The following is a 12,360-nucleotide window of genomic DNA, read 5'->3' as shown; positions in this document are numbered from 1 at the left end:
GAGAATTTATGAACTTAGTAAAAAAATACACCCCGTTAATACTTTTTATAGGGCTGGTTGCTCTTGTAATTCTGAATGCATCGAGCTTTATATCAGGAGCAATCTCTCTCTTTGATGTAATATCAACCTTGATTTATGGTGCTGTTATTGCTTTTGTGCTTAATGTTCCTATGAAAAAAATTGAACAGTACTTAGTTAAATTGAAGGTAAAGGCAGAGTTGCGTCGTCCGATTGCCATGGTACTTGTTTTCCTAGCTCTTATCTTAATCGTGATTGCTCTTTTGGTTTTGGTGCTGCCAACCCTAGCCCAGACTATTAGTCAGCTGGGAACAGTCCTTTCAACAGTCCTTACTCAACTTGGGAAATTGCTAGGCAGCTCGGAATTTGTAACCAAAGACATGTTGTCAACTATCGTATCAGGCATACAGGGACAATCTAGTTCTATTAGCCAAGCTTTGATAGGTTTTTTATCAGGTCTGACTAGTAATATCGGCAATATTTTTTCAAGTTTGATGAATGCCTTTTTGATTATAGTCTTCACCTTTTTATTTTTATCCAGTAAGGAACATTTGGCAGCGATGACGAGTCGACTTCTAAAAGTTTTTCTTCCAGAGAAGGTGGTGATAAAGTTGACTTACATTGGACAAGTAGCACTAGAGACTTATGACCAATTTTTGATGAGTCAGCTGATTGAAGCAGTTATCATAGGAGTTATGATAGCGGTTGGTTACAGCGTGTTTGGGATACCCTATGGAGTAATGACAGGTATCTTTGCAGGAGTGCTATCGTTCATTCCTTATGTAGGGCCTATGATTGCTTGTGTTGTGGGAGCGATTTTTATCTTCACAGTGAGTCCTACTCAAGCCTTACTTTCTCTTCTTCTATATCAAGTTATACAGCTGATTGAAGGAAACCTTATTTATCCTAGAGTTGTAGGTCAGTCTATTGGTTTGCCAGCTATTTTCACGCTTGCGGCTGCTAGTATTGGAGGCAATCTCTTTGGCTTACTTGGGATGATATTCTTTACACCGATATTTGCTGTTATCTATCGATTGGTTAAGGAATTTGTCGTTGCAAAGGAAAATCAGCTAGATTAAGAAAAACTAAATTTAATAAGATATACTGAGAAGAGAGTGAGAGATTCTCTTCTCTTTTATTTTTAAATACTTTTCTACAAAAAGCTATTAGACGTTAAAAAAAGCCTTGGTTTCAAGGCTTATTTCTGTTGATTTAGATGTGCCCCCTGCAGGGCTCGAACCTGCGCCCCATAGCTTAAGAGTCTACTGCTCTACCAACTGAGCTAAGGAGGCAACAGAAAAAGCTGAGAATGTAACTTCCCAGCTATTTTAATATGCCCAAAATGGCAGCTAGATTATTTACGAAAGGCATCAAGGATATAGGTGAAACCAACAATTAAAAATGCAAAGGCAACGACATAAACGACAAAGACACTTGTAGCTACTGGATTGAACAAAATCACTAGACCTAGTAAAAATGCAAGCAACGCTATCCACATGATATGGTTGCCAATAATAGGGAAAATCAATCCCAGACGATTGCCTTTAAAGAAAACTATAATGGCTTCTACAATTAACCAAATTCCTAAAATAGTTGGAATGACAACTGGCAGCGTCACAAAGCCATAGGCAACGAGGTAAAGAGCTAAGAGAAGATTAACAATCCCTTTGAAAAGATGAGCTGGTGAGCGAAGCTCTTTTGGTGCAGAGAAATAGCCTAAAATATCTGCTATAGAAGAAACCAGTAAACCAAATGCAATCCACCAGCTGTAAGCAACAAGATTAGCTACTGGGTTTGTAAATAGGAAAAGTCCTAAAAGGACAAAAACAACTCCTGCAAGGAATAGCAGTAAACGATTGGAAAATTTCATTTCAATACCCCTTATATAGTATATTTTGATTGTGAAACTATTTTACCTCTTGTTATAGAAAATGTCAATAAAATAAATAAACAATTTGGAAGTTTCGGTCTGATTCATGAAAAGAAAATCAGTTTTTATTATTTTGAAAATAAAAAGAGAAGATAAAATTTGTCTTCTCTACATGAAAATATTGTATGGCATCAAAGCAAAAGTAACTGGCTTTACACTATTTGTTAAGATGTAATTTGATTCAAAAAGAAAAGATAGATTTAAAAGTGGGGCAAATGATGAGGCAAATTAGTTATAGACAAGCAAAAAAGCCTTGGAACTCAAGGCTTTTTCCTGTTGATTTAGATGCCCCCTACAGGGATCGAACCTGTGACCCACGGATTAAGAGTCCGCTGCTCTGCCAGCTGAGCTAAGGAGGCAAAGAAAAAAGCTGTATTGGTGCCGAAACTTCACGGTTTGTATTGAACCCGCGCAATTAAGCAGGTGGGCAACTCGCTCTAACTGAAGCTGTTTCCGTGTGAGACGGCCTACATGCTGTTAGAAGACTTTTGTTTCCCTAATAATACAAAAAATAGTCGGTCAACACTTAAGTGTGAAGTCGTACACCACAGCGTTTCTATGTTTATATGATACCACTTTTTCAAAAAAAATCAAGAGGAAAATGCAATTTTTTGAAAAGGATTTCAGATTTTTCGCAAACGGTCGATAGCTTCCTTTCTTTGAGCCAAAGCCCGTTCATATTTACCAGTATCTTCTGCTTGGAAATAGTGATGATTACGAATTTTTTCTGGTAGATAGTCTTGCTTGACCCAATTTCCAGGATAGTTGTGTGGATAGAGATAGTCTTGGGCATTCCCCAGTTCCTTGCTTCCACTGTAGTGCCCATCACGCAGGTGTCGCGGAATAGGCAAGTGCCCTGATGTTTTGAGGTCAGCAAGTGCCTTATCCATAGCTACATAGGCTGAGTTGGATTTTGGAGAAAGGGCCAAATCAATGACGACATTGGCAATGAGAATGCGGGCTTCTGGGAAACCAATCCTTTGTGCAGCATCCAGAGCAGTCACGGTGTGAATCTGGGCTTCAGGATTGGCCAAACCGATATCTTCATAAGCGATAACAGTCAAACGACGAGCGAGACTAGGCAGATCCCCAGCCTCAATCAAGCGGGCAGCATAGTGGAGACTGGCATCGACATCTGAACCGCGAATAGACTTTTGAAGGGCAGATAGAACATCGTAATGTCCATCTCCATCCTTGTCCATAGTGATGTAGCTTCTCTGAAGACTATTTTCCATGATGTCAAGCGTGATATGACGGATGCCGTCATCATTTTCTGGGGTGGAGAGAACTGCCAAATCAAGTGAGTTAAAGGCAGAACGGAGGTCTCCGTTGGTAGATGTTGCGATAAAATCAAGGGCATCATTATCTAACTCAACAGGGAAATCAAAACCTCGTTCAGGGTCAGTCAGGGCTATTTGAATGGCTCCTTTGACATCTTGGTTAGACAAGGGTTCCAACTCAAAAATCTGAACACGGCTACGAATGGCTGGAGTGACAGAAAAGAAGGGATTTTCAGTCGTCGCCCCAATCATGATGACCAGTCCGCTTTCCAAGAGAGGCAAGAGGAAGTCTTGTTTAGTCTTGTCAAGACGATGAATCTCGTCTAGTAGCAGTACAAGACCACCTGAGAATTTAGCCTCTTCAGCTATTTCTTGGAGTCTTTTTTTACTATCTACTGTCGCATTGAAAGTTCGAAAGGCATACTTGGTCGTCCCTGCGATGGCAGAGGCAATACTGGTCTTGCCGATTCCCGGAGGTCCATAAAGAATCATGGAGGACAGGCGGTTGGCTTCCACCATGCGGCGGATAATTTTTCCAGGCCCGACCAGATGTTCCTGACCAATGACCTGGTCGATAGTTTTAGGGCGCATGCGAAGCGCGAGATTGTCTGGCATAGCAGTCCTTTCTAGCGTGGATTTTCTGATGTATATGTGGTAAGATGGTAGTATCTATTTTAGCATATTTCCGAGCAATCGGGGCGATTTAAGAGTCGCATAGAAAGAGGACAAAATGGCAACATATGGATTTTTAGATGTTTTAGAGGAAGAGTTGGAGAAGAACTTTCCCTTTGACTTTGAGATTAGTTGGGACAAGCGCAACCACGCGGTTGAAGTGAGTTTTCTATTGGAAGTGCAAAATGCTGCAGGTGTGGAGATGGTGGATGAAGACGGAGAGGTTTCGTCGGACGATATCCTATTTGAGGAAGCGGTACTCTTTTACAATCCTGCTAAGTCAACCGTCAATGAGGAAGACTATTTGACGGTTATTCCTTACTTACCAAAGAAAGGTTTCTCTCGCGAATTTTTAAACTATTTTGCACTATTCCTTAAAGATACTGCCGAGGTTGGGCTAGATGCCCTTATGGACTTTTTGGAAGACCCAGAAGCAGAGGAATTTGTCATGGAATGGAACCAAGAAGTCTTTGAAGAGGGAAAAGTTGGATTGGAAGAGGGAGAATTTTATCCTTATCCGAGATACTAGGGATTATTGGGAGAGTTTATGAAAAAAATTGTGACGTATTTGATTCAGACAGTGTCTGTTCTTGTGATGATGCTAGCTTTTTCTTGTGGAACCATCGCATTTGCAGAGTTGGGCTATTCCGCAGTTTTAGTCTTTACTTTTGGTTATGCCTTCGCTCTTCTAAGCATGTACTTAATCCTTATTCTTCATGAGCTGGGACATGCTTTTTGTGGCTACTTGACAGGCTATCGGCTGGTGGCTTTTGGATTAGGGAACTTTCTTTTAACCAAAAAGTCAGGAAGGCTTCATCTTAGTCGAACAGCAGTTATAAAAAATGTTGGTGCTCAGTATATTGGTTTAAAAGAGAATGAAAGTGATCAAAGAACCATCTTGATGCTTTCAGGAGGCTTGATAGTTCACCTTTGCTTGATATTATTGGCAACACTTTTTGGTTTTTTGACAACAAACTGGTATTTTGCAGGCACTTGGATTTGTCTAAATTTATCTCTTCTTCTATTCAATGCTCTGCCAGTTGGGATTACCGATGGAGCAAAAATTTGGGAATTACTACAACACCCTGAAAATACCAAATACGCCTACATGATGTTGAGGCATTCTGCCCAGACCTTGCTAGCTCCTCAAGAATATGATTTAAAAGACTTTATCATGTCTGTTGATGAGGATGTGAGAGGGAGTTTTGCAGAAAGTGTTCAGAATCTTCAGGGATTGGTATTCATATTGGATGATAATATAGAGCTTGCAAAGCAACAGTCTCAGTCTGTGCTAGAGAAAACAGATAATTCAATGTCTAAAACTATTTCTCAATTATACCTTCTTCAAATTGCTTTGATAGAAGGAGATAATAAGAAAGCGGAAGAATATGCAAGTATTCGAGGGGTCAAATCCTTTTTATCTATAAAAACAGCAGATATGCAGATCATTCAAGCTTGGTATCAATTTAAGGTAAAGAAAGATGTAGTTCAAACTCACAAGGCTATGAAGATTGCTAGACAGAAAATGAATAGCAGCCGGATGTTACGGGATGAGAAAAGCTATTATCAAAACTGGTTAGCCGAGCTGGAAAAGGAATTAACCGAAGGAGTCTAATATGGAAATAGAAATTTCTGATTTCACAGGCTGCAAGATTGCTTTGTTTTGTGGGGATAGGCTCTTGACTATCTTACGCGATGATAAGGCAAGCATTCCCTGGCCCAATATGTGGGAGTTGCCCGGTGGTGGACGCGAAGGTAATGAAAACCCTTTTGAGTGCGCGGCGCGTGAAGTTTATGAAGAACTAGGCATTCATTTGACTGAGGATTGTCTGATTTGGGCGAAGGTTTATCCAAGTATGCTCTATGAAGGTCGGCACTCTGTCTTTATGGTTGGTCAGATAAGTCAAGAACAGTTTGAGAGTATTGTCTTTGGTGATGAAGGACAGGGCTATCAGCTGATGAATGTTGAGGAATTTCTTAGTTTCAGTCAAGTTGTACCTCAACTGCAAGAGAGATTAAAAGATTATTTAAAAGTAAGTGATTAGAAAGGATGGTTCAGTTACATTTCTAAACTGAACTCGCCCTAAACACTGTTCCAAAAAGAGAAACTTCTCCTAGACATAAGCGTCTTCAGAGAATTTCCTATTTGGCTGTGTGTTTTATGGGCTTGGTATCTTAATGATGGAAACATGGCAAGAGTTAAAAGTTACAGTGAAGCGTGAGGGAGAGGAGTTGATTTCCAACCTCTTGATTGAGCTGGGAGCGCAAGGCGTTGCGATTGAAGACAGCATGGACTATGTGGGAAATGTTGACCGCTTCGGTGAGATTTTCCCTGAGGTCGAGCAGCAAGAAGAAATCGTTGTAACAGCCTACTATCCTGATACGGTTGATGTGGCAGTGGTTGAGGCGGATTTGCAGGCTCGCCTGGCAGAATTGACAGACTTTATGGATCTGGGAGAGGTCAAGATGGGCACGACTGCCTTGGCTGAGGAAGACTGGGCTGATAACTGGAAGAAATACTATGAACCAGCTCGTATTACCCATGACTTGACCATCGTGCCGTCTTGGACAGACTATGAGGCGACTGCGGGAGAAAAGATTATCAAGCTGGATCCTGGTATGGCCTTTGGTACGGGTACTCATCCAACGACCAAGATGAGCCTCTTTGCCTTGGAGCAGATTCTTCGTGGTGGCGAAACGGTGCTGGATGTGGGGACTGGTTCAGGTGTCCTCTCTATCGCTAGCTCGCTTCTTGGTGCCAAGGAAATCTTTGCCTACGACCTAGATGATGTGGCAGTTCGTGTCGCTCAGGAAAATATTGAGCTCAACCCTGGCATGGAAAACATCCATGTGGCTGCTGGAGATTTGCTCAAGGGTGTTGAGATCGAGGCAGATGTCATCGTGGCTAATATCTTAGCGGATATTCTCATTCATCTGACAGAGGATGCTTATCGTTTGGTCAAGGATGAAGGCTACCTCATCATGAGTGGGATTATCAAGGACAAGTGGGACATGGTGCGCGAGTCGGCTGAGTCAGCTGGATTTTTCCTTGAAACTCACATGGTTCAAGGGGAATGGAATGCCTGTGTCTTTAAGAAGACCAAGGATATTTCCGGTGTGATTGGAGGCTAGCATGCAGCAGTATTTTGTCAAAGGTAGTGCAATCTCTCCTGTCACCATCGAGGACAAGGAAACCAGCAAGCATATGTTTCAGGTTATGCGCCTGAAAGAAGAGGATGAGGTTACTTTGGTCTTTGATGATGGCATCAAGCGCTTGGCGCGCGTTCTGGATGTGGAAAATCGTCAGTTTGAGTTGGTCCAAGAATTAACTGACAATGTAGAACTACCAATCCAAGTGACCATAGCATCAGGATTTCCCAAGGGGGACAAGCTGGAGTTTATCACTCAAAAAGTAACCGAACTGGGCGCCAGCCAGATTTGGGCCTTCCCTGCCGATTGGTCGGTAGCCAAGTGGGATGGCAAGAAATTGGGTAAAAAAGTTGAAAAACTAGAAAAAATTGCCCTTGGAGCGGCAGAACAAAGCAAGCGTAATCTGGTCCCAAGCATCAAGCTGTTTGAGAAAAAGGCAGACTTTCTAGCCCAACTAGACCAGTTTGACTCTATTGTAGTAGCCTATGAAGAATCGGCAAAAGAAGGTGAAGCCGCTGCGCTCTTACAAGCGGTATCTGGTCTTGCAAAAGGAGCCAAATTGCTCTTTATATTTGGACCAGAAGGTGGTCTCTCACCTGCAGAAATCGAGAGTTTTGAAGCTAAAGGAGCCGTCTTGGCAGGACTTGGCCCTCGCATCTTGCGAGCGGAAACAGCTCCACTTTACGCCTTATCAGCCCTTAGTGTTTTATTAGAATTAGAGAAATAAGAGGAAGAAAATGGAACAAAAACACCGTTCAGAATTTCCAGAAAAGGAACTCTGGGACTTAACAGCCCTATACCAAGACCGTGAGGATTTCTTGCGTGCAATCGAAAAGGCCCGCGAAGATATTAACCAATTTAGTCGTGACTACAAGGGCAATCTACATACTTTTGAAGATTTCGAGAAGGCTTTTGCGGAATTGGAGCAAATCTACATTCAGATGAGCCATATTGGCAACTATGGCTTTATGCCTCAGACGACAGACTATAGCAACGAAGAATTTGCTAATATTGCCCAAGCTGGGATGGAATTTGAAACGGATGCCAGCGTAGCTTTGACTTTCTTTGATGATGCCTTGGTGGCTGCAGACGAGGAAGTCTTGGACCGTTTGGGTGAATTGCCTCACTTGACGGCAGCTATTCGTCAGGCCAAAATCAAAAAAGCCCACTATCTAGGGGCTGATGTGGAGAAGGCTTTGACCAATCTGGGCGAAGTTTTCTACAGTCCACAGGACATTTACACTAAGATGCGAGCTGGGGATTTTGAAATGGCTGATTTTGAAGCCCATGGAAAAACCTACAAAAACAGCTTTGTGACCTATGAGAATTTCTACCAAAACCACGAGGATGCTGAAGTTCGTGAGAAATCCTTCCGTTCCTTCTCAGAAGGACTTCGTAAGCACCAAAATACGGCTGCAGCAGCCTATTTAGCCCAAGTTAAAGCAGAAAAACTATTGGCAGATATGAAGGGTTACGACTCTGTCTTTGATTATCTTCTGGCTGATCAAGAAGTGGATCGTGCTATGTTTGACCGTCAGATTGACCTCATCATGAAGGATTTTGCACCAGTTGCCCAGAGATACCTCAAGCATGTTGCCAAGGTGAATGGTCTTGAAAAGATGACTTTTGCAGACTGGAAATTGGACTTGGATAGCGCCCTTAATCCTGAAGTGACTATTGACGATGCCTATGATTTGGTCATGAAGTCGGTAGAGCCTTTGGGACAAGAATATTGTCAGGAAGTTGCTCGCTATCAAGAAGAACGCTGGGTGGACTTTGCTGCTAACAGTGGCAAGGATTCCGGCGGTTATGCGGCGGATCCATATCGCGTGCACCCTTATGTCCTCATGAGCTGGACAGGTCGTTTGAGCGATGTCTATACCTTGATTCATGAAATCGGGCATTCTGGTCAGTTCATCTTTTCAGATAATCACCAGAGTTACTTCAACGCCCACATGTCTACTTACTATGTCGAAGCGCCGTCAACCTTCAATGAATTGCTTCTCAGTGACTACTTGGAGCACCAATCTGACGACCCTCGTCAAAAACGTTTCGCCCTTGCTCACCGTTTGACAGATACCTATTTCCATAATTTCATCACCCACCTTTTGGAAGCAGCCTTCCAGCGTAAGGTTTATACATTGATTGAAGAAGGGGAGACCTTTGGAGCAAGCAAGCTTAACAGCATTATGAAGGAAGTCTTGACAGATTTCTGGGGTGATGCCATTGAAATTGATGACGATGCGGCTCTGACTTGGATGCGCCAAGCTCACTACTACATGGGCTTGTATAGTTACACTTACTCTGCTGGACTTGTCATCTCGACTGCTGGTTACCTTCATCTGAAACATTCAGAAACTGGAGCTGAAGATTGGCTCAATCTCCTCAAATCAGGTGGTAGTAAGACACCGCTTGAGTCAGCCATGATTATCGGAGCAGATATTTCAACAGATAAACCACTTCGTGATACCATTCAGTTCTTGTCAGACACAGTTGACCAGATTATCGCCTACAGTGCTCAGTTGGGAGAGTAAAGATTGGACAGAGTTTTAGGAGAATAATATGAATAGAATCAAAGAATGGCTAGAGCAAGATCCCAAAAGAATGAATTTTATCAAAATTGGTCTAGTTTTGTTGGGAATCATTTTATTGATTGCTCTACCTACTCTCTATCTTGTATTGAGTGGAGTCGGTATTTGGTATTTTATAAAGAAAGCACCAGATATTCGAAAAAGAAATTTAATGATAGGGCTTTTCATTGTCAGTTTTGTTGCAATTGCTCTCCAAACTCCAACTGTTACAAAGAAAACTCCATCTTCTCAGTCAGAAACTAAGCAGACTATGACATCTACTACTTCGACATCTTCAACGACGGATACTTCATCTAGCATAGAGGAGGCGAAACGAATCGAAGACGAGAAAAAAGCTAAAGAAAAAGCAGAAGAAGAGAGAATTGCCAAAGAAAAAGCTGTAAATGAGTTGCAAGAAAAAGGTGAAAACTTAGTCAAACAATTGGAAGAAAGTCAAGATGCGAGTCAAGTGCAGTCTGCTAAAGAAACAGTTAATCAAATTGAAAATAACGATAAAAAGGCAGAATTGCTCGATAGGATAGGTGCAGTTGAGTCATTAATTTCTCAAAAAGAAGAAGAGAAAAGAATTGCTCATGAAGCTGAGACTAAAGCCCAACAGCAAGAGAGAGTTGTCTATGTTGCAAACCATGGGAATGCGAAAGTTTATTGGTATAGTAAGGATAGAATGCCTTCAAAAACTAATAAAGCCAACGTTGTCGAGATGACAGAGGCTGATGCAATTGCTGCAGGAAAACGTCCATCTAAAAAAGAATAAGATAGAAAGTTATCTTGGACTGGTTTTTTGAACAGCTGCTAGAAATGTAGAGGTATTGCCCATGTATCAAGAGTTACTAGGAAAAATAGCAGAAGAAAAACCAAGTTATCATCAGGAAGAAATCCAGTGGTTGCTTGACCATTTGGGAGATCCTTCTCCAGAAATTCGCGATGACCTTGTTTTTACAAGCTTTGCTAGAGGGATTCAGGAAGAGCTATTTACACAGGAACAATTTCATTTCATTGCTGATGTGGTCTCAGCTGATGGAGGACTAGACAAAGAGATTGATAAGATAGGCCTGCCAACACTCGAACGTTCTTTTAGGGCGCTTATTTATGCAAATCTCTTGTCTGCTGATGCCAACCAGCAATCGATTTTTTATCAGGGATTACAATCAGAAATTCGCAATGTCCTTTTACATCAAGGTTTGTACTATCTTTCAAAAGAAAAGGATACAACGGGTTTTTCAAGTCAGTATGGTTGGATTCACTCTTTTGCACATGGATCCGATTTACTGACAGAGGTGGTTTGTCATCCGGGCTTTCCTAAAAACAGAGTTCATGAAGTATTTGAGATACTTGGCCAACTATTTAAAAGAATGTCCATTCGTTTTACAGATGATGAGGATTGGCGTTTAGCCAGAGTAATCTATGAACCTATTTTACAAGGGAAGTTGGAGCAAGAGCAAGTAGCTTCTTGGATAAAAGCTGTTGACTTTCCGATAGAAGAAAGGGAAGATTTTTATAAATTTTCCAACTTTAGATCCTGTCTGTTGGAAGTTTATGTCCAACTTGACCAGAGAAATAGTTTACAAGATGACTTGAAAGAAGCTATCCAGTCTTTTCAATACTAGGGATAAGCTAATATTGCCTATTGAGAGAGTTTCTATTTTATCCTCCTAACTAATAATGAAGACTAATAAAAGAGGTTGAATCATTTTCCAACCTCTTTTTGTGTATCTTAATGGAATTGCATACCACCATCAACGATAATGGTTTGTCCTGTAATGTAGTTTGAATCTGGTCCTGCAAGGAAGCTGACAGCAGCAGCCACATCTTCTGGTTCAGATAGACGTTTTAGAGTAATATCTTTTGCAAATGTCTGCATACCCCACTCGTCATCTTTTCCTGCATTTTTACCAACTTCATGAGCGATGTCGTACATCATTGGTGTTTTCACAATACCTGGTGCGTAGGCGTTAACAGTGATGCCTGAGTCTGCTAAATCACGCGCCAATGTTTGAGTAATACCACGAACAGCGAATTTTGTACCACCATAAACAGTCAAGTTTGGATTGCCCACTACACCGGCTTGAGAGGTTGCGTTGATAATTTTACCTCCGTGGCCAAGTGCTTTAAATTGCGCTTGTGCAGCTTGTGAACCCCAAATGACACCACCAACGTTGATACCGAAAGTGCGTGTAAATTGTTCCTCAGTAATTGTATCAAGAGGAGTAGTGGGAGCAACACCAGCGTTATTTACGACAACATTCAAATCACCAAAATGGTCAACAACCTTTTGAAATGCTTGTGCAACTTCTGCCTGTTTCGAAACATCGGCCACGACAGCGAAGGCATTTTCAGCTGATAATTCGGCAACAGCCTTTTCAGCTGTTTCGGGATTGTAGTCTAAGACTCCTACCTTAAAGCCATCTTGAACCAATCGTTTTGCGATTGCAAAACCGATTCCTTGACCTGCACCTGTGACAATAGCAACTTTAGACATATGATTCCTCCTTGGTATCCACGATACCATTCAAACGTTCATAAAAGAACAGCAAAGTTGTGAAGATTAGTTCAAATTAGGGAATAAATAACATATCTGAACTATATTGATAGTATATACCTTTAGAAAAAATGTTTCAAATAAACACTACCGTTTTTATAGAATTTTATCCTGAAAATTTCCAAACAATTTTCTTGAAACCCTTTCCCTCTTTTGATAGACTAGTATCTAGTTTTTGAA

Annotated in this window: 12 protein-coding genes and 2 tRNA genes; 9 read left to right on the top strand and 5 right to left on the bottom strand. The window is 41.4% G+C overall.

The features are described from left to right. The first annotated feature begins 8 nt into the window (after nucleotides 1–8). A complete protein-coding gene (locus tag N8L33_RS02550; protein WP_004256071.1) occupies nucleotides 9–1,097 on the top strand; it encodes an AI-2E family transporter in 1,089 nt (362 codons plus the stop codon). A gap of 140 nt (nucleotides 1,098–1,237) precedes the next feature. On the opposite strand, the gene N8L33_RS02545 is transcribed toward N8L33_RS02550, so the two are convergent. The 4 genes from N8L33_RS02545 to N8L33_RS02530 all read right to left on the bottom strand — a co-directional run bounded on the left by N8L33_RS02545 (nucleotide 1,238) and on the right by N8L33_RS02530 (nucleotide 3,843). Then, a tRNA-Lys gene (locus N8L33_RS02545) sits at nucleotides 1,238–1,310 on the bottom strand. A 62-nt stretch (nucleotides 1,311–1,372) separates the two neighbouring features. After that, entirely contained in the window at nucleotides 1,373–1,888 is a 516-nt protein-coding gene (locus tag N8L33_RS02540) for a DUF308 domain-containing protein (protein ID WP_153193055.1), read from the bottom strand. Between the two features lie 346 nt (nucleotides 1,889–2,234). Then, nucleotides 2,235–2,307 (bottom strand) — tRNA-Lys (locus N8L33_RS02535). Between the two features lie 264 nt (nucleotides 2,308–2,571). Further along, nucleotides 2,572–3,843 (bottom strand): replication-associated recombination protein A, encoded by a 1,272-nt coding sequence (locus N8L33_RS02530; protein ID WP_153193067.1) that lies wholly within the window; start codon nucleotides 3,841–3,843, stop codon nucleotides 2,572–2,574. Nucleotides 3,844–3,958: 115 nt separating this feature from the next. Between N8L33_RS02530 and N8L33_RS02525 the strand changes: the two genes are divergently transcribed. From N8L33_RS02525 to N8L33_RS02490, 8 genes are all read left to right on the top strand, one after another. Continuing rightward, complete coding sequence (locus tag N8L33_RS02525; protein WP_084927215.1) at nucleotides 3,959–4,429, top strand: DUF3013 family protein; 471 nt, start codon at nucleotides 3,959–3,961, stop codon at nucleotides 4,427–4,429. A gap of 18 nt (nucleotides 4,430–4,447) precedes the next feature. Further along, entirely contained in the window at nucleotides 4,448–5,515 is a 1,068-nt protein-coding gene (locus N8L33_RS02520) for a M50 family metallopeptidase (RefSeq protein WP_261058310.1), read from the top strand. A 1-nt stretch (nucleotide 5,516) separates the two neighbouring features. Continuing rightward, the gene (locus N8L33_RS02515; RefSeq protein ID WP_261058306.1) at nucleotides 5,517–5,945 is read left to right on the top strand and encodes an NUDIX hydrolase; all 429 of its coding nucleotides are present in this window, start codon (nucleotides 5,517–5,519) and stop codon (nucleotides 5,943–5,945) included. A gap of 136 nt (nucleotides 5,946–6,081) precedes the next feature. Next, nucleotides 6,082–7,032: a 50S ribosomal protein L11 methyltransferase gene (prmA, locus tag N8L33_RS02510; RefSeq protein WP_261058337.1), complete on the top strand. Its 951-nt coding sequence runs from the start codon at nucleotides 6,082–6,084 to the stop codon at nucleotides 7,030–7,032. A gap of 1 nt (nucleotide 7,033) precedes the next feature. Beyond that, a complete protein-coding gene (locus N8L33_RS02505; RefSeq protein ID WP_261058305.1) occupies nucleotides 7,034–7,777 on the top strand; it encodes a 16S rRNA (uracil(1498)-N(3))-methyltransferase in 744 nt (247 codons plus the stop codon). Nucleotides 7,778–7,787: 10 nt separating this feature from the next. Continuing rightward, the gene (gene pepF / locus N8L33_RS02500) at nucleotides 7,788–9,584 is read left to right on the top strand and encodes an oligoendopeptidase F (RefSeq protein WP_261058302.1); all 1,797 of its coding nucleotides are present in this window, start codon (nucleotides 7,788–7,790) and stop codon (nucleotides 9,582–9,584) included. A gap of 28 nt (nucleotides 9,585–9,612) precedes the next feature. Then, nucleotides 9,613–10,395, top strand: coding sequence for a deoxyribonuclease (locus tag N8L33_RS02495; RefSeq protein ID WP_261058301.1), 783 nt, complete (start codon nucleotides 9,613–9,615; stop codon nucleotides 10,393–10,395). A gap of 61 nt (nucleotides 10,396–10,456) precedes the next feature. Further along, nucleotides 10,457–11,248 carry a DUF2785 domain-containing protein gene (locus N8L33_RS02490; protein ID WP_261058300.1) on the top strand — a complete coding sequence of 264 codons (792 nt, stop codon included), beginning with the start codon at nucleotides 10,457–10,459 and terminating at the stop codon, nucleotides 11,246–11,248. 107 nt (nucleotides 11,249–11,355) lie between these two features. Here the strand turns inward: N8L33_RS02490 and N8L33_RS02485 are convergent, their stop codons facing one another. After that, nucleotides 11,356–12,120, bottom strand: a complete 765-nt coding sequence (locus tag N8L33_RS02485; protein ID WP_000048147.1) for a (S)-acetoin forming diacetyl reductase — start codon at nucleotides 12,118–12,120, stop codon at nucleotides 11,356–11,358. Between the last annotated feature and the right edge of the window lie 240 nt (nucleotides 12,121–12,360).

It is taken from the genome of Streptococcus mitis (assembly GCF_946188695.1).
Taxonomy (GTDB): domain Bacteria; phylum Bacillota; class Bacilli; order Lactobacillales; family Streptococcaceae; genus Streptococcus; species Streptococcus mitis_DF.
This window is presented reverse-complemented; position numbering and strand designations above follow the sequence as displayed.

Excerpts from the sequence above, each read along its gene's own strand:
- N8L33_RS02550 (WP_004256071.1), top strand. The coding sequence starts at position 9 with ATGAACTTAGTAAAAAAATACACCCCGTTAATACTTTTTATAGGGCTG.
- N8L33_RS02540 (WP_153193055.1), bottom strand. The coding sequence starts at position 1,888 with ATGAAATTTTCCAATCGTTTACTGCTATTCCTTGCAGGAGTTGTTTTT.
- N8L33_RS02530 (WP_153193067.1), bottom strand. The coding sequence starts at position 3,843 with ATGCCAGACAATCTCGCGCTTCGCATGCGCCCTAAAACTATCGACCAG.
- N8L33_RS02525 (WP_084927215.1), top strand. The coding sequence starts at position 3,959 with ATGGCAACATATGGATTTTTAGATGTTTTAGAGGAAGAGTTGGAGAAG.
- N8L33_RS02520 (WP_261058310.1), top strand. The coding sequence starts at position 4,448 with ATGAAAAAAATTGTGACGTATTTGATTCAGACAGTGTCTGTTCTTGTG.
- N8L33_RS02515 (WP_261058306.1), top strand. The coding sequence starts at position 5,517 with ATGGAAATAGAAATTTCTGATTTCACAGGCTGCAAGATTGCTTTGTTT.
- prmA (WP_261058337.1), top strand. The coding sequence starts at position 6,082 with ATGGAAACATGGCAAGAGTTAAAAGTTACAGTGAAGCGTGAGGGAGAG.
- N8L33_RS02505 (WP_261058305.1), top strand. The coding sequence starts at position 7,034 with ATGCAGCAGTATTTTGTCAAAGGTAGTGCAATCTCTCCTGTCACCATC.
- pepF (WP_261058302.1), top strand. The coding sequence starts at position 7,788 with ATGGAACAAAAACACCGTTCAGAATTTCCAGAAAAGGAACTCTGGGAC.
- N8L33_RS02495 (WP_261058301.1), top strand. The coding sequence starts at position 9,613 with ATGAATAGAATCAAAGAATGGCTAGAGCAAGATCCCAAAAGAATGAAT.
- N8L33_RS02490 (WP_261058300.1), top strand. The coding sequence starts at position 10,457 with ATGTATCAAGAGTTACTAGGAAAAATAGCAGAAGAAAAACCAAGTTAT.
- N8L33_RS02485 (WP_000048147.1), bottom strand. The coding sequence starts at position 12,120 with ATGTCTAAAGTTGCTATTGTCACAGGTGCAGGTCAAGGAATCGGTTTT.